Here is a 23,950-nt window from a genome sequence, read left to right on the forward strand (position 1 = left end):
AGCGACTTTCCGAGCCGATGCCCGGCAGGGCCTGGGCGACACCCGGCCGGCCACGGACGCGCCTCACGGGTGGGCCCACCCGCCGGTACGCATCGCCGTACTGCTCTCCGCTTCAGGACTCACCCGTCCAAGTGACCATCGGGCTCCCCACTGTCCGGAGTTGCGGGAACCCCGGCCGAGGCGAGGGTTACGCCCGGATGCGGGCTCGGCTCACCGGCGCCTCGGCCCGCACGTTCAGCTCGCGCAGGCGGTGGCAGATCTCCGGCCCGGTCAGCCCGGGCAGCATCCAATCGCTCCGCCGCCAAGGTTCCGTCCTTGGCGGCGGCCCGGGCATGGCGCCGGGCGATGGTGGCTGTGGGGGCGCCGCTCTCCGGTGGTCTGCCGTATCGAACCACCAGGACGGTCGTCCTCGGTGACTGTCAGCCGAAGACGGGTAACTCTTGAGTGATTGCTATTGACGGCCTGACATGGGTGGCCGTAACCGGATCGGGACAGCGACGGGGGCGGGGATGTGAACGACGAGCCGCTGCTGCCGCGGATGCGCACCAACGAGCTGCTGACGGAGTTGCAGGAGCGCCTGCAGGCGCTGGCTACGACTCAAGATCGTATCCATACCCTGCTGGAGGCGGTGATCGCGATCGGCAGTGAGCTGGACCTGGAAAGCGCGCTGCGGCGCGTCATCACCGCGGCCACCCGGCTGGCCGATGCCCGCTACGGGGCCCTGGGGGTGATCGGTGAGGGCGGCACGCTCAAACGGTTCATCCCGGTGGGCATGAGCGAACAGCAGATCGCAGCCGTCGACCACTGGCCGTACGGGGAAGGACTGCTCGGCCTGCTGGTGCGCAAACCGCAGATCCTGCGCCTGGCGGATCTGGCCGACCATCCTGCCTCCTACGGCTTTCCCGAGGGGCATCCGCCGATGCGCAGCTTTCTGGGAGTGCCGATCCGGGTGCGCGAGAAGGTGTTCGGCAACCTGTATCTGACCGAGAAGGCCGACGGCGGGCCGTTCGAGGAAGAAGACGAGGCCATCGTCACCGCGCTGGCCACCGCCGCGGGCGTGGCCATCGCCAACGCGCGGCTGTATGAGCAAAGCCGGCGGCGCGAGGCCGAGCTGCATGTGTTCGCCGGCGTCGTCGCCCACGACCTCAAGCGCCCGCTCAGCGTGATCGGCGGCTTCACCGAACTCGCCCTGCAAAGCCTCGCCGACCAGCACGTCCCTCAAGAGGACCTGGGCCATCTGCAGCGGGTGCTGACCGTCACCGAGCAGATGAACCAGCTGATCGACGACCTGCTCACCTACGCCAGCGCCCGCGACGCCGCATTGAGTCTGCTCGATGTCGACACCGCTGATTTGGTACGCCAGATCATCGACGACCATCTGGCCGGGGTCGAGGAGGCCGACGCGGTGCCGCAGATCTACACCGGCACGCTGCCGCCGGTACGCGGCAACCCTCCCCTGCTGCGTCAGCTGTTCAACAACCTGATCGGCAATGCGATCAAGTACACGGCGGCCGGTCAGGTCGCCCGTGTCGATATCACCGGCGAGCCGACCGGTGACGGCTGGGTGCGCATCACGGTCGCCGACCGCGGCATCGGTATCCCGGCCGGTGAACATGAGGCCATCTTCACCGGGTTCCACCGCGCCGCCGAGGCCGCCGACACCTACAGCGGCACCGGCCTGGGGCTGGCCATCTGCCAGCGGGTCGTCGAGCGCCATGGCGGCACCATCAGCGCCTGCGACAATCCCGGCGGCGGCGCCCGCCTCGTCTTCACCCTGCCCGCCGCAGCAGACGACCCACGCACCTGAGCGCCGCGCCTTGCTCTCGCTGCTCGCCGGATGCGGCCTACCCCGTCACCGGCCTGTAGCGTCCGGGCGGTCGACTCGACCGGGGCGATGGCGCCTGCGCGAGCACGGCCGCATCGCCTCAGCCGCCGAAGGGCCCCTGGCTCGTCGATCGCAACAGGGCCAGAGCGGGGGAGAGGCCGCCGACACGGCGGGTACGGCAGCCGTTCCGAGGGGGCAGGCTTATGGCCCCGGCCGAGGCAGCTGTGTGATCCCTCTCCAGCCGGACACCGCAAGTGATGGACGCAACGCTTTCCGTAGCGGCTTGTTCCGGGCGGGTGATCCGCCGCCCGCTCCCCGCGCCCGCCCGCCCGCCGGCCTGCCAGCCGGGCGAGGGCGCCCGCTGTCGCGGCAACCGGGCCGCTGCGGCCGTCACCGGTCGTGCGCCGGTGACGGGCCGCCACCCGGGAGGCGCACGGTGGAGGTCGAGCCCCGTCCTGGAGTGCTGGCGGCGGTGGCGGTGCCGCCGTGCGCCTCGGCGATCGTCGTCCCGCCGGACCACGAGCTCACCCGGGATGGGAAATCTCCAGGGTGCGAGCGGGCGAGTGCGTCGCAGGAGGCGTATGGATCCCGTCAACAATCCGTCCGGGGGCGTAGGGAAAGCGTCAAGATACGGGGAAGGTGCCAGCTGTCACTATTTCATGGGCTTTGTCCCTCGCAGAGGGGCCTCGGTGTGTTCTCGGGATTGGAAAATGGTGATCGGCATGCCACGGGGGCGGCTGCGGATCTACCTGGGCGCGGCGCCGGGGGTCGGCAAGACCTTCGCCATGCTGGGCGAGGGACGGCGGGGGCGGGAACGGGGCCGGGATGTGGTCGTGGGCCTGGTGGAGACCCACGGCCGTGCCCGCACCGCCGCGCTGTTGGACGGCATGGAGATCCTCCCCCGCCAGGACCTGGTCCATCGGGGTGAGAGCTTCACCGAAATGGACACCGAGGCGGTCATCGCCCGCCGGCCGCAAGTCGTCCTGGTCGACGAGCTCGCCCACACCAACGCCCCGGGGGCGGGCAACGCCAAGCGCTGGCAGGACGTGGAGGAGATCCTGGAGGCCGGCATCGATGTGGTCTCCACGGTCAACATCCAGCACCTGGAGTCGCTCACCGACGTGGTACAGCAGATCACCGGGGTGGCCCAGCACGAGACCGTGCCGGATGAGGTCGTGCGGCGGGCCGAGCAGGTCGAGCTGGTCGACATGGCGCCCCAGGCGCTGCGCCGCCGCCTGGCGCACGGCGACATCTACGCCCCGCAGGAGATCGACGCGGCGCTGTCGAGCTACTTCCGCGAGGGGAACCTGACCGCGCTGCGGCAGCTGGCGCTGCTGTGGCTGGCGGGAAGGGTCGACGAGCAGTTGGAGCGCTACCGCGCCGAGCACGGCATCGCCGCACCCTGGAGGGTGCGCGAGCGGGTGGTGGTCGCGCTGACCGGCGGCCCGGAGGGCGAGACGCTGATCCGGCGGGCGGCCCGCATCGCCGGCCGCAGCAGGGGCGCCGACCTGCTGGCGGTGCACGTCACCCGGGCGGGCGGCGGCCTGAGCGGCGCCAGCCCGGCGCACCTGGCCCGCCAGCGCACTCTGGTCGAAGCCCTGGGCGGCTCCTACCACCAGGTGGTAGGCGACGACGTAGCGCGGGCGCTGCTGGACTTCGCCCGCGGTGTCAACGCCACCCAGCTCGTGCTGGGAGCCTCCCGCCGCGGCCGGTTGGCCCGCCTGCGCTCTCGCGGCGTCGGCGTGGAGACCATCGCGATGTCCGGTTCCATCGATGTGCACATGGTCACTCACGGGGAGACCGCCACCGGCCGGCGACGCCCGTGGCGTTCGCATGCGGGGCTGTCCCGGATCCGGCGGAGGGCCGGGTGGGCTCTGACCGCGCTCGGTCTGCCCGCCCTGGTCGCGCTCCTGGTCCTGCTGGGCGGGGCGGTGAGCATGTCCAGCCGGATCCTGCTGTTCTTGATGATGGTCGTCGGCGTGGCGCTGGTGGGCGGCAGGTGGCCGGCGATCGCCGCAGCCGTGGGCGGCGTCGCCCTGCTCAACTGGTTCTTCACCCCGCCCCTGCACACCCTGTTCGTGGCCGGTGCCGACAACCTGCTCGCGCTCGTCGTGTTCGTGCTGGTCGCGATCACCGTCAGCGCCGTCGTCGATCTGGCCGCCCGCCGGACCGCGGAGGCCGCCGGCGCCGGCGCCGAGGCCGAGGTGCTGTCCACCCTGGCCGGGCACGTACTGCGCGGCCAGGCCGCGCTGGCCTCCCTGCTGGCCCGGTTGCGCGAGACCTTCGCCCTGACCTCGGTCACCCTCCTGGAGCGCGTCGGCGAGCCCGGTCTGGAGGATCGCGGCGACCCCGAGGCCTGGCGCATCCTGGCGACCTCCGGCGGCCCGCCCTGCACTCATCCGGCCGCCGCCGACACCGATGTGGTCATCGAGGACTCCCTGGTGCTGGCGATCCGCGGGCGGCTGCTGGCCGCCTCCGACCGCCGGGTGCTGGAGGCCTTCGCCACCGAGGCCGCCGTCGCCCTGCGCCAGGAGCGTCTCCAGCACGAGGCCGCACAGGCGAGGCCGCTGGCCGAGGCCGACAGGATGCGCACCGCCCTGCTGGCCGCCGTCAGCCACGACCTGCGCACCCCGCTCGCCTCGGCCAAGGCCGCCATCGACAGCCTGCGCAGCACCGACATCGACTGGTCTGAGCACGACCGTGCCGAGCTGCTGGCCACCGCCGCCGAATCCCTGACCATGCTGGACCGGCTGGTGGCCAATCTGCTCGACATGAGCCGCCTGCAGGCCGGCGTGCTCGGCCTGGCCTCGCACCCGGTGGCGCTGGAGGAGATCGTGCCGCGCTCCATCGACGCCCTGGGCCCGCTGCGTGAGCGTGTCGAGGGCGACATCCCGCTGGAACTGCCCGAGATCGTCGCCGATGCGGCCCTGCTGGAACGCGTGCTGGTCAACGTGATGTCGAACGCGGCCCGCCACAGCCCGCCCGATCAGGTGGTCGTGGTCACCGCCAGCCGGCACGGCGATCGTGTGGAGATCCGCGTGATCGACCGCGGTCCCGGCATCCCGCACGCCGCGCGCGAGCAGGTCTTCCTGCCCTTCCAGCGGCTGGGCGACCGTGACAACCACACCGGCGTCGGCCTGGGGCTGGCGCTGGCGCGCGGCCTCACCGAGGCCATGGGCGGCACCCTGGTTCCCGAGGAGACCCCGGGCGGCGGACTCACCATGATCGTCTCCATGCCGGTCTTCTCCCCCGACGGGGACACGCCCACCGAGGAGGGGACGTGACCCGGATCCTGATCGTCGATGACGAGCCGCAGCTGCTGCGGGCGCTGCGCATCAACCTGGTCGCCCGCCACTACGAGGTCGCCCTGGCCGACGACGGCGGCTCCGCGCTGCGTCAGGCCGCGCAGTTCCATCCTGACCTGGTCGTGCTGGATCTGGGCCTGCCCGACATCGACGGGGTGGAGGTGGTCTGCGGCCTGCGCGGCTGGACGTCGGTGCCGATCATCGTGTTGTCGGGCCGGGTGGGCAGCCAGGACAAGATCGACGCCCTGGACGCCGGCGCCGACGACTACGTCACCAAGCCGTTCGACATCGAAGAACTCCTGGCCCGCATCCGGGCCGTCACCCGGCGCGCCGTACCGCACGGGACCCAGCCGGCGCAGATCCGCATCGGCGAGCGCACGGTCGACCTGGCCGCCAAGACGGTCTCCGGTGATGTACGGCTGACGCCCACCGAATGGCGTCTGCTGGAGCTGCTGCTGCGCAACCCCGGCAGGCTGATCAGCCAGCGCCAGATGCTCACCGAGGTGTGGGGGGCCGGCTATGCCAAGGAGACCCACTATCTGCGCCAGTACATGGCCCAGCTCCGCCGGAAGCTGGAGCCCGACCCCGCCCGGCCGGCCCATCTGATCACCGAGCCCGGCATGGGCTATCGCTTCGCGCCCTGAGGCCGGTCGTCGGTCGCCTCATGACCGCCGCCGGTCCCGGAAGAAGGAAACGCGCCATGCGCACCACACGCACCACGGCAACACACCGGCAATCGACACCGACCACGGGGGGTGGGCAGGGGTGAACACGTCGACCCCGCCGAGGACCGTATCCGCGCACGAGGAGTCCACGCTGCGCCGGTGGCTGCTGCACGGCCTGTCGCGCTCGGACGCCAAGACCACCGGCCCGCACCACGAGGAGACGCCGGGACACCAGCACCCCTGGTGGCAGGTGATGTGCCTGACCGGCGTGGACTACTTCTCCACCCTGGGCTACCAGCCCGGCATCGCCGCGCTGGCCGCCGGGGCGCTCAGCCCGATCGCCACGCTGCTGCTGGTGGCGCTGACGCTGTTCGGGGCGCTGCCCACCTACCGGGCGGTGGCCAAGCAGAGCCCGCACGGGCTGGGCTCGCTGTCGATGCTGGAGAGCCTCCTGCCCGGATGGCGCGGCAAGCTGCTGGTTTTGTTCCTGCTCGGGTTCGTGGCCACCGCGTTCATCGTGACGATCACGTTGTCGGCCGCCGACGCCACCGCTCACGTGCTGCACAACCCGTTCGTACCGGAGTCCTTCTCCGGCTGGCAGGTGCCGGTGACGCTGATGCTGATCGCCGCCCTGGGCGCGGTGTTCCTGATCGGCTTCAGCGAGGCCATCTCCATCGCGGTGGTGCTGGTCGCCGTCTATCTGGCCTTGAACGTCGTGGTCGTGGCGGTGGCCGTCCAGCACGTGCTCATCGAGCCGGCCCTGGTCGCCGACTGGGGCGCCGCGCTGACGGCCGAGCACTCCAGCCCGATCGCGATGATCGCCGTCTCGCTGTACGTCATGCCGAAACTCGCTCTGGGACTGTCCGGCTTCGAGACCGGGGTGGCGGTGATGCCGCTGGTCAAGGGGGACCTGGCTCGGCGGATCGCGGGCACCAGGAAGCTGCTGACCACCGCGGCGCTGATCATGAGCGGCTTCCTGATCACCTCCAGCTTCGCCACCACGGTGCTGATCCCGGCCGCCGAATTCGCCGAGGGCGGCAAGGCCAACGGCCGGGCCCTGGCCTATCTGGCGCACGAGTTCCTGGGCGACTGGTTCGGCACCGCCTACGACATCTCCACGATCGCCATCCTGTGGTTCGCCGGCGCCTCCGCGCTGGCCGGACTGCTCAACATCGTCCCGCGGTATCTGCCCCGCTACGGCATGGCCCCGGACTGGTCGCGCGCCACCCGGCCGATGGTGCTGGTCTTCACCGCGATCTCTTTCGCCATCACGCTGGTCTTCGACGCCGATGTGGAGTCCCAGGGCGGGGCCTACGCCACCGGCGTGCTGGCGCTGATCCTGTCGGCGGCCATCGCGGTCACCCTGTCGGCCTGGAGTGCGGGTCGCCGCCGGGCCGCGCTTCCCTTCGGCGTCATCACCCTGATCTTCGCCTACGCCACCGTGGCCAACATCATCGAGCGGCCCGACGGCCTGGTGATCGCGCTGCTGTTCGTGCTGGCGATCGTGGTAACCTCGCTGATCTCCCGGGCCACCCGTTCCACCGAGCTGCGCGTCACCCGCATCAGCCTGGACGATGCCGCCCGGCGCTACATCAACGAAGCCGGTGAGATCCACCTGATCGCCAACGAGCCGCACGCCCGAGACTGCAAGGAGTACGTCGACAAGGCCCGCGAGGCCTGGGAACTGCACCGGCTGCGCACCGGCGAAGGCCTGATCTTTCTTGAGGTGACCGTCCCGGACGCTTCGGAGTTCGAAAGCGAGCTGCGCGTCATCGGCGAGGAGCGCCACGGTTTCCGCATCCTGCGCATGGAGAGCCCGACCGTCGCCAACTCCATCGCCGCGCTGCTGCTGTACCTGCGCGACGAGACCGGCAAGACGCCGCATGTGTACTTCCACTGGGCCGCCGAGGGCAATCCGATCGGCGCGCTGCTGCGCTATCTGGTCTTCGGCGGCGGCGACATCCCGCCGCTGACCCGCGAGGTACTGCGCCAGGCCGAGCCCGACCCCGCCCGCCGCCCACTGGTCCACGTCGGTTGAGCGGCCGCCGACACCATGAACGCCGTGGCCGGCGCCGCCCGGCAGAGCGCCGGGGGCGTGGCCACCTCCAGGCGGGCCGCCGAACGCCGGGCCGCGGCAGGTGGCTGCGGCCCGGCGGCGGAAGCTGCACCGGGGGTTACAGGGAGGCCAGGACGCGGACGCGGTCGGCGATGACGCGGCGGGCGACGTCGGAGGCGTGGGCGATGCCCTCGAACTCGTGCGGGACGCCGGGGTGCAGGTGGAACTCGACGGGTACGCCGGCCTGGGACAGGCGCAGGGCGTAGGTGAGGTCCTCGTCGCGGAAGATGTCGAGCTGGCCGACCTCGATGTAGGCCGGCGGCAGCCCCGCGGGGTCGGCGACGCGGGCGGGAGCGGCGTAGGCGGGTGTGCCGGGGCCGCCGGCGCTGTGGCCCAGCAGCGCCTGCCAGCCGGTGCGGTTGTCATCCCACGACCACAGCACGAACGGCGCGAGGTGCGGGTCGGGGGTGAGGGTGCGGTCATCAAGCATCGGCATCAGGAGGATCTGCCGGGCGATGGCCGGGCCGCTGCGGTCGCGGGCCAGGATCGCCACGGCGGCGGCCAGCCCGCCGCCGGCGCTGTCACCGAACACGCCGATGCGGGCCGGGTCGACCCCCAAGGAGGCGGCGTGCTCGTGCAGCCACAGCAGTGCTGCGTAGGCGTCCTCCACCGGGACCGGGTGGGGGTGTTCGGGGGCGCGCCGGTAGTCCACCGACAGGATCGGGGTGCCGCTGGCCGCCACATACCGCGACACCGACCCGTCGAACAGGCCGACATGACCCAGGATCATGCCGCCGCCGTGCAGGTAGAGGGCGGCCGGACCGGGCCGGGCGGGGGTGTCACGGCGGGTGTACCAGCGCAGCAGGATCGACGCGCCGTCGGCGGTGGCCATCTCGAAGTCGGTGATCGTGACATCGTCCGGGGTCGGCTGCGCGGCGTCGGTGTGGGCGATCAGGGCCTCCAGGGCGGTGCGGCGGGCGGCGACGTCGCCGGCCGGCGGCGGGGTGGCGCCGGCCATCGCGGCGGCGATCGGGGCGAGGGCCTGGGCGACCTGCGGGTCGAGGGTGAAGGACATGACGGTTCTCCTTGTGCCGGACCGGGCCGGAGGCCCGGTCCCGAAGGGGGCGGAAAGTGAGCAGGCGGCGACAGCGCGGCCCGCGGACGGGAGTCGGCGCGGATCGGCCCGGGGGCGGCCGGGTCAGGGGATGAGGATCGTCTTGCCGGGCAGGCGCCCGGCGGCGGCCGCGTCGTGGACGGCGGCCAGGTCGGCCAGCGGCCGCCGTCCGGCCACGTCGATCCGCAGGTCTCCGGCGTCGATGCGGGTGACGAGGCCGGCGAGCTGGGCGGCGTCGCTGCGGGCGGACATCCGCACCGCCCGCACCCCGCGCGCCAGATCCTCGACGCCGGCAGCGGTGGTGCTGACGAAGATCCCTCCATCGGCGACCAGACCGGCCAGCTCGGCGCTTTCCTGCGCGGAGGCGGACGCCAGGTTGAGCACGACGTCGAATCGCCTCCCCGCCACTGCCCGCGCCGGCGGCGCGGCGGTGTAGTCGACGATCCGGCCCGCCCCGTAGGCGCGGATCCGCTCGGCGCTGCGTGCGCTCGCCGTCGCCGTGACCGGCGCTCCGGCCTGTACGGCGAGCTGGACGGCGTATCCGCCGACCGCACCGCCCGCGCCGTTGACCAGGACGCTTTGCCCGGCGGTCAGGCCGGCGTGCTCGAACAGCGCCTGCCAGGCCGTCAGGCCCACCGCGGGCAGCGCCGCCGCGTCCGCCAGGTCGACCGTTCGCGGGGCCGCGGCCAGAAGCCGGGCCGGGGCGGCGACGTACTCGGCGGCCGCGCCGTCGGCGTCCATCGGCAGGAACGCCACCACCGCGTCCCCGGCCTTCCAGCCGGTGACGCCCGCGCCGACCTCGTCGATGATGCCGGCCACGTCGATCCCCGGGATGTGCGGGAGCGTCAGGGGGAAGGCCTGCTGCAGGAAACCGGCGCGGATTGCGGCGTCCACCGGGTTGAAGGAGGTGGCGGCCACCTTCACCACCACCTGTCCCGCACCTGCGGCCGGCCGCTCGGCGGTTTCGTAGGTCAAGACATCGCTGTCGCCGTAGGAGTGGTAGCGCATCGCTTTCATGATCTCTCCTCGCTTTTTGCTTCGAATTTGAAGCATGTGAGGACATTAACTGCTCCGAGTTCGAAGCAATACCCCTTCTCGTTGTGATGGTCGTCACAGTGTTTCGAGTTCGAAGCATGTAGGGTGCGAGCATGACCGACCACGCTTCCGCCGCCGACACCGGCCACGTCCAGCCGCTCGAACCCCGGCAGCTGGAGGCCTACTTCGTGCTCCTGGAAGCCGTCAGCCTGCTCCAGCACGCCGTCGAGCAGCACCTGCGCGCCGAAGGCGACATCAGCTATGTGCAGTTCCAGCTCCTGGCGCGCCTCTTTCACGCCCCTGGCCCGCTGACCATGACCCAGCTCGCCGACGGCGTCGTCTACAGCCGCAGCGGCCTGACCTACCAGGCCGGCCTGCTGGAGAAGGCCGGCCTCATCACCCGTGGCCCCTGCCCCGACGACGAGCGCGCCACCCGGGTCACCCTCACCGACGCCGGCCGCGACCTGTTCCACCACGTCCTGCCCGGCCACGTCCGGCTCTCCCGCCGCCTGCTGTTCGACCCGCTCAGCGACGACGACGTCGACCACCTCGGCGACATCATGACCCGCGTCCGCGACCACATGCGTGCTCAGCCGCCCCGCTCCGCCGCACCTCGCAAACGCCGCACCGCAACGCCCGCTCTCCCGGCCGAAGCTGCGACCTAGGGTGAGCGGATCCCCGCCGACGGCGGATCGAACGGCGGGCTGCGGAGAGATTCCTCCCCGCCGCCGCGCCGTCCGGTTGACGGGCACGGGAACGGACCCGGACCGGGTCGCCATGATTGAAAACCGGCACCATGAGCGGAAACCGGCAGGGCAACCTGTCGTCGTCATGGCAAGGTCCTGGCAAGCGGCGCCGCGACGTAGTCCGCGGCTGCCGAGGAAGGCACGCAGATGCCCCACGACATTTGTGCTCTCGTCATCGCCGGACAGGTCGACACCGAGCGGGCCCGCTCGGTGGGACTGCGTGCCGAACTCGTGTACGACCGCATCGGGGTGTTTCCGATCGATCATTACTTCTCCGCCTACTGGGCCGCGGTGCGGGGCAACAGGGCGTCGCTCGACGTGCCGGAGCGCTGTCTTGGAGCGCTGCTCCCGAACGAGGCGGTGCTGTGCGACCTCGTCCGGGAGGTGACCGGCGCGGACGAGCCGCGGTTCGCGATCATCCGGACGGAGTACCACGCCGGCATGGGCTCGCAGTGGGGTGTGGCATTCGCCGGTGAGCGGCGGCTGACAGGCGATGAGGCGTCGATCAACGAGGCGCTCGCCGCACTCGGTGTGCGGGCGTCCGATTCGATGGACGAGTTCGACACGATCGGTCTGGGCGGGTTCCGGAGCAACCCGGACTATCTCGACCGCTACGCAGACCTGTGCGACGAACTCGGCGTCTGACCGCCCGTTCCGATCCGGATGGACCCTCGCCCTACCGCACTCCGCCGACGGAGTCGTCGATCAACCGGAGGCCGGCCGGCCGGTCGGACGCGGCCGGGCGGTGTGTCAGCCGGTCGGATTGTGCTCCAGCAGCCGTCGCAGTTCGGCGACGGGCTGGACGCCGGGGACCGGCGGGCGGCCGTCGATCACCAGGCTGGGCACGCCGGTGATGCCGTGCTCCGCCGCGCGGCGCCGGTCGGCGCGTACCTCGTCGGCGTAGTCGCCTCCCTCCAAGGCGGCGCGCACCTCTCCGGTGTCCAGCCCGGCCTCGCCGCCCAGGCGTTGCAGGACCTGCGGGTCGGCCACGTTGCGCCCCTCGGTGTGGTAGGCGTGCAGCAGCAGCTCCATCATCCGGTCGGCCCGGCCGCGGCCGGCGGCGAGCTTGACCAGCCGGTGCGCGTCGAAGGTGTTCACCGGGCGGGCCAGGTGCAGGTTCAGCTCCAGGCCTTCGGCCGCGCCCAGCGACCGGATCCGGGCGATGCGGGCGGGCGCCTGCTCGCCCCACCAGCCGGCCATGGCCTCGGCGGCGGTCGGGCCGGGGGTCCGGCCCGCCTCCGGCGCGAGTTCGTAGCCGCGCCAGACGGTCTCGACGGCGGTACGGCCGGTCTGCCGGGCCAAGGCGGCCGTCAGGCGTCTTCTGCCGATGTAGCACCAGGGGCACAGCACATCGGCGTATATCTCAAGCTTCATGAACGTCCTGCACAGTGATCGTGATTGATGGGGAGATCAGGCATCCAGGCGCCGGGGCCCGGGACCGACCTCGCGGACGACGGTGTAGGTGGGCGCTCCGGTCATGCGTGGTTCGGCCTTGCCGGACAGGCTCTCCAGCGCCCTGCCGATGGCGGCCATCCGGCCGTCGGTGTCGGAGGTCTCCACGAAGCGGCGGTAGTCCGCCTCGCCGGCCCAGTGCACGATGTTGTACACGCGGGTGCCGTCGGTGCTCACGTGGAAGCGGGCCGAGCGGTAGCCGGGATGGAAACGCACCCACCGCTCCTGGATCTCCGCGAACGCCTCCACCAGCTCACGCTGCGTGTCATGGCCGTCAACGGTGTAGTCGATGATCGAATAGAAACCGGGACTCGTGCTCACGGGCACACTCCTCAAGGTCGGATGCGGGGCAGGCCCCGGGCGCCATCGTGCAATCTCAACCTCGGTTGAGGTCAAAGACGCCCCGGGCGCAGGTGGGTGAGCTCCGGCGATCGCCGGAGCAGATCTCTCCCGGCGGGACCTCGGAGCGCTACCCGACCGCCTCGCGGTCCTTCGGGCTGATCTCCGAGCCGGTCTCCGGGCTGGTCTCCGGATCGGCGGACGTGGAGACGTTCCGGAACAGGACCGCGCACAGGACCGCCGCGGCCGCCACGACGATCGCCCCGGCGCCGGACGCCGCCTGCATGCCGGCGGTGAACGCCGTGCGGGCGCCGCCCAGCAGAGCCGTGGCGAGCCCGCCGGGGAGATCGGCCGCCGCCGTCACCGCCCCGCCGAGGGTGTCGCGCACCGCCTGTGCGGTCTGCGGGGGCGTACCCTCGGGCACCGCCACCCGGGCCCGGTAGACGGCGGTGGCGATGCTCCCGAAAACCGCCGTCCCCAGTGCGCCGCCGAACTCCTGGGCGGTCTCCGACAGCGCCGAGGCGGCCCCGGCCCGCTCGGGCGGCGCGGCACCGACGATCATGTCGGTGCCCAGAACCACGAGAGGGGAGCATCCGAGGAAGAACAGCACCTGCCCGGCCACGATGAAGGCCGGCGCGGAGGAATCCCCGACCTGGGTGAGCAGCGCGACCCCCACCGCGCCCAGTGCGAGTCCGCCGGACATGACCACGTGCGGGCGGATCCGGCGGACCAGCGCCGGGGCCAGCGTGAAACCGGCGATCACCGCCACGGCCTGCGGCAGCGTCCACAGACCCGCCTCGAAGGGCGTCATGCCGAGCACGAGCTGCAGATATTGCGCGGTGAGCAGGCCCAGCCCGGGTCCGATGAGGATGACGAGCACCAACGTGCCCAGCGACGCGCTGAACCTGCGCTCGGCGAAGAGACGCAGGTCGAGCAGGGGATCGGTGAGCGTGCGCTGCCTGCGCACGAATGCGGTGGCGAGCGCCAGGCCCGCCAGGAGGGTCAGGACGGGCACCGCGCCGAAGCCGTAGGCGGCGATCTCCTTCAGCCCGTAGACCACCGCGATGACGGCGGTGAGCGAGAGCACCACGCTGGCCGGGTCGATCCGGCCCGGGGCGGGGTCGCGGTACTCGGGCAGCAGCATCGGCCCGGCCAGGAGCAGTATCGCCATCACCGGTACACCGAGCAGGAAGACCGATCCCCACGAGAAGTGCTCCAGCAGCATCCCGCCCACCAGGGGGCCGATCACCATGCCGCCGGTGAAGCCGGTCATCCACAGGCTGATGGCCGCCGTGCGCTGCACCGGGTCGTGGAACATCACGCGGATGAGCGAGAGCGTGGAGGGCATCAGCGTCGCCCCCGCCACACCGAGCAGCGCCCGGGCGGCGATCAGCAGCTCGGCGCTGGAGGCGAAGGCGGCCAGGGCCGAGGCCGCGCCGAACGCCGCCCCGCCGATCAGCAGCAGCCGCCTGCGGCCGATCCGGTCGCCGAGCACTCCCATCGGGATCAGGAAACCGGCGATCATGAAGCCGTAGACGTCATTGATCCACAGCAGCTGGGAGCTGCTCGGCCGCAAGTCCGCGCTGAGCGCCGGTACGGCCAGGTGCAACACCGTCACGTCGATGGACAGCAGCAGCGTCGGAAGGACGAGCACGGTGAGGCCGGCCCACTGCCGCCGCCCCGCACGGAGGGGAATGTCGTGGTTCATGCCCCGACGGTAAGATCTCAACTTTGGTTGAGGTCAACTGGGGGACAGGCCGGGCGCGGGGGCGGATCACGTGCGGTACGCGGTCGGGCGGATCTCTGTTGTCAACCTTGGTTGACGTGCGTCGACTGTCAACCTAAGATGACGGCATGGAGCCCGACCGTATCGCAGTGCTCGCCCAGGCGGTGAACGCCGACGACCCGATCAGCTCCCTCGCTGTCATCGCCGAACTCCGCCGTGAGGCGGAGCGAGTGGAGGCGGTGGCGGTCCGCCGGGCACGGGTCCGGGGCGACAGCTGGGCGGAGATCGCCGCCGCTCTGGGCGTCAGCAGGCAGGCGGTGCACAGGAAGTACGGCGGCCGAGGCCTGTTCCGAAACCGGGAATAGCCGACAGAGACCACACGGACGCCGGCCGCACGGCCCGGCGTTCCGATGCCTGCTGCCCGGAGACGATCCGGGCGGCCGACGGGGAGGACGATAGACGATGGCGGCGCCATCAGTGACACGGGAGGCTCTCGCGGTCGCGGTGACGGCCAACCTGCCGGTCATCGTGTGGGGCGCACCGGGTACCGGTAAGACGTCCGCGGTGACCGCGCTCGGTACGGCCGCCGGGCTGCCGGTCGAGGTGGTGGTCGGCTCGATCCGGGAGCCCAGTGACTTCTCCGGGCTGCCGGTGCTGCGTGAGGGCGGCACCTGGTTCGCGCCGCCGCGATGGGCCGAGCGGCTCGCCGCCGAGGGCGGCGGTCTGCTGTTCCTCGACGAGCTGACCACCGCGCCGCCGGCCGTACAGGCCGCCATGCTGCGGGTGGTGCTGGAGCGCGCGGTCGGCGACCTGACGCTGCCGGAGGAGGTGCGGATCGTGGCCGCCGCCAACCCCCCGGACCAGGCCGCCGACGGCTGGGACCTGTCCGCCCCGCTGGCCAACCGGCTCATCCACCTGGACTGGACGGTCTCGGCCGAGGACATCGCCGAGGGCTTCGCGGGCGGCTTCCCCGTACCGGAGTTCGACCTGAAGGACACGGCCGGGCCCGCCGAGGTGGCTAGCGCGCGGGCGCTGGTCGGGGCGTTCCTGCGGGTACGGCCTGAGCTCGTGCTGGCGGTGCCCGACAGCCCTGACCGGGCGGGCCGCGGCTGGCCGAGCCCGCGTAGCTGGGAGACGGCCGCGCGGGCCGTCGCCGCGTGCGAGCACATGGGCGTCGGTGAGCCGGTCCTGGCCGAGCTGGTGCTCGGCGCGGTCGGTGAGGCCGCCGGATTCGAACTGCTCTCCTGGCGGCGCGACCTTGACCTGCCCGACCCGGAGACCCTGCTGAACGACCCCGGGGCCCGCCTGCCCGAACGCCTCGACCGGCTGCACGCCCTGCTCGGCGCGGTGGTGGCGTACGCGCACTCGGACGGTACGGCCGGCACCTGGGAGCGGGCGTGGACGGTGGTGGCCAGGGTCGCGCGCACCGCGCCGGACGTGGCGGCGACCGCGGCCCGGTCGCTGGCCCGGTCCCGGCCCGAGGGCGCGGCCCTGCCCAGGGCGATGCTCGAACTCGCGCCGGTGCTGCGCTCGGCGGGGCTCATGCGATGAGTGCCGACGGCTCCCGCACCCCCGCCTGCGATGAGGCTGTGCGGGCCCGGATCGCCGCCGCGCGGCTGTGGGCGGCGCACCGGGCGCCGTACCTCGCCTCGGCCGTCTTCGCCCTCAACCCGGTCATCCTGGAACCGGCCCTGGACGGGGACTCCGGCGAGCCCGTCGCCGATCCGGGCTTCCGTGCCTTTCCCGCCGACACCCGGTGGAACCTGTACGTGGAACCGGGCACTGCGCTGGCCACCCCGGTCGAGGAGGTCGGCTGGTGGATGCTGCACCAGGTGGGTCACCTGGTACGCGGTCACGCGGCCCGCTCGCCGGTGCGGCCGGAACCGGGCCACGAGGTGGGCCACGCCGCCGGAGCGGTCCGCGACGAGGAGGCCCACCGCTGGAACCAGGCCGCCGATGCGGAGATCAACGACGACCTGGAGGCCGAGGACCTGCGTGGCCCGGCGGGCGTGGTCTCGCCCGCCGAGCTGGCCCTTCCGGCCAACCGCACCGCTGAGGAGTACGTGCCGATGCTCGATGTGCTGGTCCAGGCGATGGGCCGCGGCGGGCGGGCGCTGACCGAGGCGATCGACTGCGGCAGCGCCGTGGACGGGCAGGAGCGCGCGTACGAGGAAAGCGGCTCCGGCGAGGGGCTCACCCGGCTCGACCGGGAACTGCTCGAACGCTCCATCGCGGCCGGCATCCAGGACCGGATCAGCGCGCGCAGCGAGGTGCCGTCGGGATGGCGCCGCTGGGCCGGGGAGCGCCTGCGCCCCTCGGTGGACTGGCGGGCCCGTCTGGGCGCGACGATCCGGCGCGGGGTGAGTACGGTGGCCGGGCAGGTCGACTTCAGCTATCGCCGCCCGTCGCGCCGCGCCGCCGCCTACACCGGCATCGTGCCGCCGTCGATGGCGCGCGCGGTCCCGGACACCGTGCTGGTGATCGACACCTCCGGCAGCGTCACCGACGACGTGCTGAACCGGCTGCTGGCCGAGGTGACCGGGATCATCGAGGGCGTGGCCGGGCCGGACCGGCGGCTGCGGGCGTTCTGCTGCGACGTCCGGCCCCACCCCGTCCAGGCGGTGCGCCGGGCGGGCGACATCGAGCTCACCGGTGGCGGCGGCACCGACATGCGGGCCGGCATCACCGCGGCGACGGCCCTGCGGCCCCGGCCCGACCTGGTCATCGTGCTGACCGACGGCGAGACGCCGTGGCCCGGGCAGCGCCCTGCGGCGCATGTGGTGGTCTGCCTGATCGGCGACGCCGGGCACGCGCCCGGCTGGGCGTCCGCGGTCCGTGTCCCGGCGGACCCGCCGCGGCGGGTACCGGTGAAAGGAGAGTCATGACGACGGGCTACGCCGACGAGCCGAGCCCCGAACCGCTGTACGAGTGGCGGCGACGCGGTTTCACCGTCGCCGACGCCCGGCAGTGGATCGAGGACGGCTTCTCGATCGACGACGCCGAGCGGTGGCGCGGTTCCGGGGTCTACACCGCCGCCGACGTGCGGCCCTGGCGCACCGCCGGGGCCACCCCGTACACCGTGGACCTGTGGCTACGGGCCGGCATGACCCCGCGGGACGCGGTGCGGTGGCGCGAGCTGGGCTACTCCCCTCAGGAGGCCGCCGACCGGCACCTCGCCGGGGAACGCCCGCACCCGCGGGGCCGGCTGTGGCGGCTGCTGCACCGGAGCGAGAAGCCGGGCGAGGCGTTCGCCGACGAGGAGCGCTCCGGCGGCATGCGCCGGCTGCTGCGGGCCGGCGTCCCGGCCGGTCGGGCGCGTGCTTACGTGGAGGCGGGCTGGACCGGCGCCGCCGCGGTGGAGTGGGCGAAACGCGGCATCGAGGCGGGACAGGCACGGGTCTTCGACGCACTCGGCCTGTCCGCCCGCGAGGCCGGACGGGTGCTCGCCTCGGGGCAGGACGCCATTTCCCTGATGACCGGGTTCTGGCGCGCCGGGGTGCCGCTCGACGAGGTGGCGGCCTGGCGCGCGGCCGGTTTCACCGCCGAGGAGGCGGCCCGGATGCGGGCCGGGGGCACCGACGTCGAGCACGCCCAGGTGTTGCGGGCGCTGACCGAGGGCGACGATTCCTGACCCGGAGGAGCGAGAAGCATGAGCTGATCCGTCATGCCGCCGCCGGCTCTTCCGCTTGCCTGCTGCCGGTATCAGCCGGCGGGCCTGCCGAACCAGCGGGACAGGTGGTCGTCCAGGTCCTGCTGATCGTCGCCGATCCAGGCGACGTGGCCGTCGGGGCGTAGCAGGACGCAAGGGACATCCAGTTCCGCAACGGGATCTGCGAGGTAGTCGACCCGGTCCGACCAGCCGCCGGCGGTCAGGCGTCCGGTGCGGTCCAGCAGCAGGCCGCGGCCGCGATGCAGCAGATCGTAGAGGCGGCCCTGCTCCACCTCGATGTCGCGCAGGCGGCGGCCGAGCAGGTCGGGACCCTCGCCGAAGTCGTAGCGGATGCCGATCGCGGTGATCTTCTCGATCAGATGGCGGTTCACCTCGTCGAAGTCCATCAGTTCGGTGAGCAGTCTGCGTACGGCCTGCGGGCCCGGTTCGGCGGACAGCAGTTCCTTCTGGGCGCGGGTGTTGTCCAGCACGTCCGCGGCGACCGGACGACGTTCGGCCTGGTAGGTGTCCAGCAGCGGTTCCGGCGCCCAGCCGCGGATCTGCGCGGCCAGTTTCCAGCCGAGGTTGAAGGCGTCCTGAACGCCCAGATTGAGGCCCTGCCCGCCGATGGGCGGATGGATGTGCGCCGCATCGCCGGCCAGCAGCACCCGCCCGACCCGATAACGTTCGGCCAGCCGGGTGGCATCCCCGAAGCGGGACAGCCAGCGCGGGGAGTGCACGCCGAAGTCGGTTCCGGCGATGGTGCGCAGCCGTTGCTTGAAATCCTCGAGGGTGGGCGGTTGCGCGCGGTCGGCGACTCCCGCCGCGGGGACCACGACGCTGTAGATTCCTTCGCCGAAGGGCCGCAGCCAGAACGGCTGATGGGCCCCGGGGACTCCGGCCACCCTGGCGGCGATCTCCTCCTGCGGCACGCCCACCTCCATCTCGCCCATCAGCGTCTCGGTCCGCGAGGGCTCGCCGGGGAAGCCGACGCCGAGCAGTTTGCGCACCGTACTGCGCGCGCCGTCACAGCCGACGAGATAGCGCGAACGCAGCCGCTCCCCGTCGGCCAGCTCGACGGTCACACCCTCGTCGTCCTGCTCGAAACCGGTCACCGTACAGCCGCGCCGGACCTGCGCACCCAGTCCGATCGCATGCTCTTCGAGCAGGTGCTCGACGACCGGCTGCGGGATGCCCAGCAGATAGGAGTGCGCGGAGTCCAGGTCCTTGGGCGCGGGCTTGGGGATGGCGGCGAAGAAACCGCCGGCCGGACGCTGTCTCCCATGCGGGAGGATGCGCTCCAGCAGTCCGCGCATCGCCATCAGCTCGAGACTGCGGATATGCAGACCGACTATGCGGACGAGGGACTTGGGCTCGGTCTCCTTCTCCAGAAGGAGTACCCGTACGTCGTGCAGCCGCAGTTCGGCGGCCAGCACCGCACCGGTCGGCCCGCATCCTGCGATGATCACATCGAATCCGACAGGCGCGCGATCGACGCCGGTGACCTGCGAAGAGTGCATAGGTGTTGCCTTTCGGGAGTGCCCTGTCATCGAGGCGCTCCCGGCGACACCTACGTCAATCGCCCGACCGCGACGGGAAGGGGGAGCACCCACATCGATACAGCGTTCATGGGTCTCACCTCCTCGGGCGGTGTCACGATCGACTGCAAGCTACAAGCCCGGGCATCATCCCGTCCAATCCTTTTCCGGCCCCTCCTCCGGCCACGTGATCATGACTCCGAACGGGCCCGTGCTACCGCGGAGGGGCGGGGCTTCCAGGTCGCCCCGCCCCTCCGCGTCACCACCGTCAGTAGCGGAAGCGGGAGACCAGCTCGCGCAGCTGCTGCGACAGGTCGGCCAGGTCGGCCGCGGCGCGCCGGCTGTGGCCCACGCCCTCGGCGGTGACGTGCGCGGCGCCGGCCAGCACCGAGATGTTGGCCGCGATGTCGGAGCTGCCGGAGGCGGCCTCGACCACGCTGCGGTTCATCTCGTTCGTCGTGGCGGTCTGCTCCTCCACCGCGCTGCTGATGGTGGTCTGGTAGTCGTTGATCTTCTCGATGATGGAGGAGATCTCGGCGATCGCCGTGATCGCGCTGTCGGTGTCTGCCTGGATGGCCTCCACCCGCTTGGCGATGTCCTCGGTGGCCTTGGCGGTCTCCTGGGCCAGGTCCTTGACCTCGCCCGCCACCACGGCGAAGCCCTTGCCGGCGTCGCCGGCCCGCGCGGCCTCGATGGTGGCGTTCAGCGCCAGCAGGTTGGTCTGCTCGGCGATGGAGGTGATGGTCTTGACCACCTGGCCGATCTCGGCCGACGAGGCGCCCAGCTTGGCCACGGTGTCGTTGGTGGTGGTGGCCACCGCCACGGCCTGGGAGGCGACCTTGGCGCCCTCGTTGGCGTTGTGCGCGATCTCCCGGATGGAGGCGCCCATCTCCTCGGTGCCGGCCGAGACGGTCTGGACGTTGCCCGAGACCTGGTCGGCCGCCGAGGCGACGTTGCCGGCCTGCGCCGAGGCCTCGTCGGCGGAGGCCGCGATCCGGTCGCTGACGCCCGCCAGCTCGGTGGAGCTGGTGGCCAGGGTGTCGGCGCTGGCGGCCAGCGCCTGCATGGCCTGCTGCATCGAGCCGGTGGCCTGGTTGACCGCCACCGCCATCTGGCCGACCTCGTCACGGGAGGTCACCTGTGCGCGCTGGGTCAGGTCGCCGCGCGCCATCGCCGCCAGGGCCGCCGAGAGCACGGTGAGCGTGCCGACCATCCTGCGGGAGATCAGCAGGGCCACGGCCACCGACAGCACCAGGCCGACCGTCAGGAGCACGATGACCGAGACGCGGGCGTCGTCGTAACCGGCGTCGGCGTCGGCGGCCATCGTCGCACTGACGTTGCGCTCGTGCTCGGCCAGGTCGTCCATCACGGCGTTGAGCTTGATGGAGTCCTCGCCGAGCCGGGTGGCGGCCGCCGCGAGGTCCATGTTCAGCTCGGCGGGCAGGGGCGCGCCGAACATCACCGCGTCGCGCAGGACCTCGAACTCCTGCCAGGTCTCCTCGAAGGCGGCCAGGTCCTCCTGCAGGGGCGCATAGCCGGCCACGCCCGCCTTGTAGGCCTCGAACGCGGTGCCCACCTGCTCGGTGAAGTCGCGCACCTGCCGGGTGCGCTCGGCCTTCCTCACGGGGTCGGTCTCGACGACGGCTCCGATCGAGGTGTTGTACATGTCGGTCATCCGGGCGCGGACCTGGCTGAGCAGGGCCTGGTTGCCGCTGGCCTGCTCCATCGCCTGCATGTTGTCGTTCATCGTCGACATCCGGCCCAGCGCGGTGACGCCGATCACGCCCGCCATGGCGGCCACCAGGGCCACGGCGATGAGGATTTTGGTGCTGATACGCAGGTCGGAGAACCTGCCCAGCAAGGGGTTGCGGTCGACGGTCACCGTCGGCCGTACGATTTCATCAGAGGGGGCCACGATCAGGTCCTTTCCAGCGTGCCACCGGCGACCTGCTCATATGCGGCCGCGAAGATATGTCGCCGCACCATCGGTGCCGGTCGGCGCCGCCCGAGGAAAACCGAACGTGGCTCGCCTGAGTGTGGCGAATCTCTCCGGCATCGGCACGGGCCCCCCGCATGCCCGGCCTCGCCGGAGAGACGTCACCGGCCGTTGCCCATGATCTTCTCTGTCTCGGCGAGCAGCCTCCCGACGTAGTCGCGGGCCCCGCCCGCCTCGGTCAGCGGTGCGGCCTGGCCCGCCCACAGGTTCACCAGATCGGCCAGGCCGCGGCGGCCGGCCTCCCGGCGAAGGCCCAGCATCAGCGCGTTCTGCACCGGGTAGGGCGGTACCTCCGCCTCGAAGGCGGCCATCTCCCGGACGAACCGGTTGGGGATCGCCCTGGCCAGGCGTCCGGAGAACAACCTCGTGAGCACGGTGACCCGGGCCGCGGGGGTGTGCAGGGCGGCCTTGTGCAGCGTGCTCGCCCCGGACTCCCGGGTGGCCAGGAAACCGGTGCCGATCTGCACGCCGTGCGCGCCGAGGGTGATCGCCGCGGCGACGCCGCGCCCGTCGGCGATCCCGCCCGCGGCGATGACCGGGACGGAGACGGCGTCGGCGATCTGCGGGACGAGGGAGAAGGTGCCGACCAGCGATTCGCCCACGGGCCGCAGAAAGGCGCCCCGGTGCCCTCCCGCGTCGCTGCCGGAGGCGACGATCGCATCCAGCCCCGCCTGCTCCAGGGCGACCGCCTCGTCCACGGTCGTGGCGGTGCCGATCGTCGGGATGCCCTTGCGCCGGGCCTCGGCGATCACCCGCGCGGGCGGGATGCCCATGACGAAGCTGAGTACCGGGGGGCCGGCCGCCAGCAGCGCGTCCGCCTGGTCGTCGAAGTCCTGTCCGGCCGGGTGGCCGGCCTCGGGCACCGGCAGGCCGAGTTCCTCGAAGTAGGGGCGGAGCCGGTCGACGTCGGCCGGCGTCGCCCGCAGTTCCGCCTCGCCGGGATGGGGCACCCAGAGATTGACCGCGAACGGCCGGCCGGTGGCCGCCTTGAGCGTGGCCACCAGGCCGGTGAGCTCGTCGGGAGCGAGGATGTGCCCGCCGTATGACCCCAGGCCGCCTGCCTCGGACACGGCCGCGGCCAGCGCGACGGACGACAGGCCGCCGCCGAACGGCCCCTGCACGATCGGGTGGTCCAGGCCGAGCAGCCGCTCCAGTCTGCCGCTGGACCATGCGGGAGTGCGCGCGCTCATCGGGCGGCCGCCTCGTCCAGGGTGCGGCGGCCGGACGCGAGCCGCAGGGCGGTCTGGGCGACCCGGCGGCCCAGGTGCTCGGCCGTGCGCAGGTCGGCGGGGGAGGGGGCGGCCTCAGGGCCCGCGTCGGAAGGCGACTGCGCCATCGCGCCCAGGAAGCCGCCGAGCCGGTTGAGGTCGTCGTCACGACCGTCGGTGCTGTACAGCCAGCCCGGCGGCAGGCCCAGGGTCACCCAGGTCATGCCGTGCTGGGCGGCGAGAAGCGCCATGGAGGTGAGCGTGTTGAGCTTGTCGCCGTTGACCCCGGCCGAGTTGGTGAAACCGGCGGCGATCTTGTCGCGCCAGCCCATGTCCACCCAGACCTTGGCGCTGGCCTCGGCGAAGGCCTGGAAGGCGGCCGACTGGCTGCCCATGTAGGTCGGCGAGCCGAAGACGATGGCCTCGGCCCCGCTCAGCGCCTCCCACAGCCCGTCGGTCAGGGAGGTGACGTCGTGCAGTTCCGCCCGCACGCCGGGTACGGAGCGCGCGCCCTCGGCGGCGGCCCGTGCCTGGCGCGCGGTGTGGCCGTAGCCGCTGTGGTAGGCGATGGCGACAGTGATCAAGTCAGGCATGATGCCCCTTCCGGTTCACAGGTACGGATCGAGCTTATAGACGACCGGTCAACTATGTCCAGTGATAGTTGACCGGTCGTATACTTCGGTCATGGGACGATCGAGCACCGCCCGTGAACGGCTTCTCGACGCTGCCTGCGAACTCATGCTGAGCAGGGGATACGGCAGCATCGGGGTCGCGGAGATCTGCACGCGCGCCGAGGTGCGCAAAGGCAGCTTCTACTACTTCTTCGAGTCCAAGCAGGCCCTGACCATCGCGGTCGTCGACGCCCACTGGCAGGCGCAGCGATCGGCCTGGACCGCCGTCCTCAACGAGCCGGCGCCCGCGCTCGACCGGCTGGAGCGGCTCTTCCGCGAGCAGGCGGAGGGACAGCGCCGGACCAAGCTGACCGCGGGGGCGGTGCACGGCTGCCTGCTGGCCAATCTGGCGCTCGAACTGAGCCGGCATGACAGCCCGGTCCAGGAACGCCTGCAGGAGATCTTCGCCGAGCAGATCGCCCTGGTCCAGGCCGCCCTCGACGACGCGGCGGAGGAGGGGGCGATCCCGCCGCCGCGGCCGGGCACGGCCCGCTCACTGGTGGCGCAGTTGGAAGGGCTGGTCCTGTTCGCGAAGCTGGGCAACGATCCGGAGGTCCTGGACGATCTCTGGGAGCAGGCCAGGCTCCTGCTGGGTACGGCCGGCAGCCTCTCCTCCACCGTATAG

The 23,950-nt window shown here is 72.1% G+C and carries 21 protein-coding genes and 1 pseudogene; 12 read left to right on the plus strand and 10 right to left on the minus strand.

Features of this window, described 5'->3' with window-relative positions; all coding sequences use genetic code 11:
- Positions 1–538: 538 nt before the first annotated feature.
- A pseudogene (locus Psi01_RS43490) lies at positions 539–1,297 on the plus strand (GAF domain-containing protein); the annotation flags it as partial.
- A 24-nt stretch (positions 1,298–1,321) separates the two neighbouring features.
- Positions 1,322–1,807: a sensor histidine kinase gene (locus tag Psi01_RS43495; protein WP_373872513.1), complete on the plus strand. Its 486-nt coding sequence runs from the start codon at positions 1,322–1,324 to the stop codon at positions 1,805–1,807.
- Between the two features lie 408 nt (positions 1,808–2,215).
- Here the strand turns inward: Psi01_RS43495 and Psi01_RS24260 are convergent, their stop codons facing one another.
- The gene (locus Psi01_RS24260) at positions 2,216–2,353 is read right to left on the minus strand and encodes a hypothetical protein (protein ID WP_204066388.1); all 138 of its coding nucleotides are present in this window, start codon (positions 2,351–2,353) and stop codon (positions 2,216–2,218) included.
- A gap of 194 nt (positions 2,354–2,547) precedes the next feature.
- Here Psi01_RS24260 and Psi01_RS24265 point away from each other — a divergent pair, with 194 nt between their 5' ends.
- The 3 genes from Psi01_RS24265 (at position 2,548) to Psi01_RS24275 (ending at position 7,833) form a co-directional block, all read left to right on the plus strand.
- Entirely contained in the window at positions 2,548–5,109 is a 2,562-nt protein-coding gene (locus Psi01_RS24265) for a DUF4118 domain-containing protein (RefSeq protein ID WP_204066389.1), read from the plus strand.
- Positions 5,106–5,774, plus strand: a complete 669-nt coding sequence (locus tag Psi01_RS24270; protein ID WP_204066390.1) for a response regulator — start codon at positions 5,106–5,108, stop codon at positions 5,772–5,774. The genes Psi01_RS24265 and Psi01_RS24270 overlap by 4 nt, the downstream gene beginning before the upstream one ends.
- A gap of 121 nt (positions 5,775–5,895) precedes the next feature.
- Positions 5,896–7,833, plus strand: a complete 1,938-nt coding sequence (locus tag Psi01_RS24275) for an amino acid transporter (protein WP_239127980.1) — start codon at positions 5,896–5,898, stop codon at positions 7,831–7,833.
- A gap of 136 nt (positions 7,834–7,969) precedes the next feature.
- On the opposite strand, the gene Psi01_RS24280 is transcribed toward Psi01_RS24275, so the two are convergent.
- Together Psi01_RS24280 and Psi01_RS24285 are read right to left on the minus strand one after the other, a co-directional pair.
- A complete protein-coding gene (locus Psi01_RS24280) occupies positions 7,970–8,926 on the minus strand; it encodes an alpha/beta hydrolase (RefSeq protein WP_204066391.1) in 957 nt (318 codons plus the stop codon).
- Positions 8,927–9,049: 123 nt separating this feature from the next.
- On the minus strand, positions 9,050–9,982 hold the full coding sequence (locus Psi01_RS24285) for an NADP-dependent oxidoreductase (protein ID WP_204066392.1): 933 nt from the start codon (positions 9,980–9,982) through the stop codon (positions 9,050–9,052).
- A 131-nt stretch (positions 9,983–10,113) separates the two neighbouring features.
- Between Psi01_RS24285 and Psi01_RS24290 the strand changes: the two genes are divergently transcribed.
- A complete protein-coding gene (locus Psi01_RS24290) occupies positions 10,114–10,665 on the plus strand; it encodes a MarR family winged helix-turn-helix transcriptional regulator (protein ID WP_204066393.1) in 552 nt (183 codons plus the stop codon).
- A gap of 228 nt (positions 10,666–10,893) precedes the next feature.
- Complete coding sequence (locus Psi01_RS24295; RefSeq protein WP_204066394.1) at positions 10,894–11,391, plus strand: hypothetical protein; 498 nt, start codon at positions 10,894–10,896, stop codon at positions 11,389–11,391.
- 105 nt (positions 11,392–11,496) lie between these two features.
- Here Psi01_RS24295 and Psi01_RS24300 read toward each other — a convergent pair whose 3' ends face one another.
- The 3 genes from Psi01_RS24300 to Psi01_RS24310 all read right to left on the minus strand — a co-directional run bounded on the left by Psi01_RS24300 (position 11,497) and on the right by Psi01_RS24310 (position 14,245).
- Positions 11,497–12,120 (minus strand): DsbA family oxidoreductase, encoded by a 624-nt coding sequence (locus tag Psi01_RS24300; protein ID WP_204066395.1) that lies wholly within the window; start codon positions 12,118–12,120, stop codon positions 11,497–11,499.
- A gap of 36 nt (positions 12,121–12,156) precedes the next feature.
- A complete protein-coding gene (locus tag Psi01_RS24305; RefSeq protein WP_204066396.1) occupies positions 12,157–12,519 on the minus strand; it encodes an antibiotic biosynthesis monooxygenase in 363 nt (120 codons plus the stop codon).
- A 148-nt stretch (positions 12,520–12,667) separates the two neighbouring features.
- Positions 12,668–14,245, minus strand: a complete 1,578-nt coding sequence (locus Psi01_RS24310) for an MFS transporter (RefSeq protein WP_204066397.1) — start codon at positions 14,243–14,245, stop codon at positions 12,668–12,670.
- A 146-nt stretch (positions 14,246–14,391) separates the two neighbouring features.
- Here Psi01_RS24310 and Psi01_RS24315 point away from each other — a divergent pair, with 146 nt between their 5' ends.
- The 4 genes from Psi01_RS24315 to Psi01_RS24330 all read left to right on the plus strand — a co-directional run bounded on the left by Psi01_RS24315 (position 14,392) and on the right by Psi01_RS24330 (position 17,894).
- Positions 14,392–14,628 carry a helix-turn-helix domain-containing protein gene (locus Psi01_RS24315; protein ID WP_204066398.1) on the plus strand — a complete coding sequence of 79 codons (237 nt, stop codon included), beginning with the start codon at positions 14,392–14,394 and terminating at the stop codon, positions 14,626–14,628.
- A 97-nt stretch (positions 14,629–14,725) separates the two neighbouring features.
- Positions 14,726–15,814: an AAA family ATPase gene (locus Psi01_RS24320; protein WP_204066399.1), complete on the plus strand. Its 1,089-nt coding sequence runs from the start codon at positions 14,726–14,728 to the stop codon at positions 15,812–15,814.
- The gene (locus Psi01_RS24325; RefSeq protein ID WP_204066400.1) at positions 15,811–17,148 is read left to right on the plus strand and encodes a vWA domain-containing protein; all 1,338 of its coding nucleotides are present in this window, start codon (positions 15,811–15,813) and stop codon (positions 17,146–17,148) included. Before Psi01_RS24320 ends, Psi01_RS24325 begins: the two co-directional genes overlap by 4 nt.
- Complete coding sequence (locus Psi01_RS24330) at positions 17,145–17,894, plus strand: hypothetical protein (RefSeq protein ID WP_204066401.1); 750 nt, start codon at positions 17,145–17,147, stop codon at positions 17,892–17,894. Before Psi01_RS24325 ends, Psi01_RS24330 begins: the two co-directional genes overlap by 4 nt.
- Before the next feature lie 71 nt (positions 17,895–17,965).
- On the opposite strand, the gene rox is transcribed toward Psi01_RS24330, so the two are convergent.
- The 4 genes from rox to Psi01_RS24350 form a co-directional block, all read right to left on the minus strand.
- The gene (rox, locus tag Psi01_RS24335; protein WP_204066402.1) at positions 17,966–19,432 is read right to left on the minus strand and encodes a rifampin monooxygenase; all 1,467 of its coding nucleotides are present in this window, start codon (positions 19,430–19,432) and stop codon (positions 17,966–17,968) included.
- 286 nt (positions 19,433–19,718) lie between these two features.
- Positions 19,719–21,365, minus strand: a complete 1,647-nt coding sequence (locus Psi01_RS24340) for a methyl-accepting chemotaxis protein (RefSeq protein WP_204066403.1) — start codon at positions 21,363–21,365, stop codon at positions 19,719–19,721.
- A gap of 182 nt (positions 21,366–21,547) precedes the next feature.
- Positions 21,548–22,636 (minus strand): NAD(P)H-dependent flavin oxidoreductase, encoded by a 1,089-nt coding sequence (locus Psi01_RS24345; protein WP_204066404.1) that lies wholly within the window; start codon positions 22,634–22,636, stop codon positions 21,548–21,550.
- Complete coding sequence (locus Psi01_RS24350) at positions 22,633–23,238, minus strand: flavodoxin family protein (RefSeq protein WP_373872512.1); 606 nt, start codon at positions 23,236–23,238, stop codon at positions 22,633–22,635. The genes Psi01_RS24345 and Psi01_RS24350 overlap by 4 nt, the downstream gene beginning before the upstream one ends.
- Before the next feature lie 100 nt (positions 23,239–23,338).
- On the opposite strand from Psi01_RS24350, the gene Psi01_RS24355 reads away from it, so the two are divergent.
- Positions 23,339–23,950 (plus strand): TetR/AcrR family transcriptional regulator, encoded by a 612-nt coding sequence (locus Psi01_RS24355; protein ID WP_204066406.1) that lies wholly within the window; start codon positions 23,339–23,341, stop codon positions 23,948–23,950.

This window comes from Paraplanobispora siamensis, from assembly GCF_016863175.1.
Taxonomy (GTDB): domain Bacteria; phylum Actinomycetota; class Actinomycetes; order Streptosporangiales; family Streptosporangiaceae; genus Planobispora; species Planobispora siamensis.

Bases quoted from the DNA above. Each gene is read 5' to 3' on its own strand.
- Psi01_RS24310 (WP_204066397.1), bottom strand. From the start codon at position 14,245: ATGAACCACGACATTCCCCTCCGTGCGGGGCGGCGGCAGTGGGCCGGC.
- Psi01_RS24290 (WP_204066393.1), top strand. From the start codon at position 10,114: ATGACCGACCACGCTTCCGCCGCCGACACCGGCCACGTCCAGCCGCTC.
- Psi01_RS24345 (WP_204066404.1), bottom strand. From the start codon at position 22,636: ATGAGCGCGCGCACTCCCGCATGGTCCAGCGGCAGACTGGAGCGGCTG.
- Psi01_RS24320 (WP_204066399.1), top strand. From the start codon at position 14,726: ATGGCGGCGCCATCAGTGACACGGGAGGCTCTCGCGGTCGCGGTGACG.
- Psi01_RS24285 (WP_204066392.1), bottom strand. From the start codon at position 9,982: ATGAAAGCGATGCGCTACCACTCCTACGGCGACAGCGATGTCTTGACC.
- Psi01_RS24325 (WP_204066400.1), top strand. From the start codon at position 15,811: ATGAGTGCCGACGGCTCCCGCACCCCCGCCTGCGATGAGGCTGTGCGG.
- Psi01_RS24315 (WP_204066398.1), top strand. From the start codon at position 14,392: ATGGAGCCCGACCGTATCGCAGTGCTCGCCCAGGCGGTGAACGCCGAC.
- Psi01_RS24300 (WP_204066395.1), bottom strand. From the start codon at position 12,120: ATGAAGCTTGAGATATACGCCGATGTGCTGTGCCCCTGGTGCTACATC.
- Psi01_RS24355 (WP_204066406.1), top strand. From the start codon at position 23,339: ATGGGACGATCGAGCACCGCCCGTGAACGGCTTCTCGACGCTGCCTGC.
- Psi01_RS24295 (WP_204066394.1), top strand. From the start codon at position 10,894: ATGCCCCACGACATTTGTGCTCTCGTCATCGCCGGACAGGTCGACACC.
- Psi01_RS24330 (WP_204066401.1), top strand. From the start codon at position 17,145: ATGACGACGGGCTACGCCGACGAGCCGAGCCCCGAACCGCTGTACGAG.
- Psi01_RS24265 (WP_204066389.1), top strand. From the start codon at position 2,548: ATGCCACGGGGGCGGCTGCGGATCTACCTGGGCGCGGCGCCGGGGGTC.
- Psi01_RS24280 (WP_204066391.1), bottom strand. From the start codon at position 8,926: ATGTCCTTCACCCTCGACCCGCAGGTCGCCCAGGCCCTCGCCCCGATC.
- rox (WP_204066402.1), bottom strand. From the start codon at position 19,432: ATGCACTCTTCGCAGGTCACCGGCGTCGATCGCGCGCCTGTCGGATTC.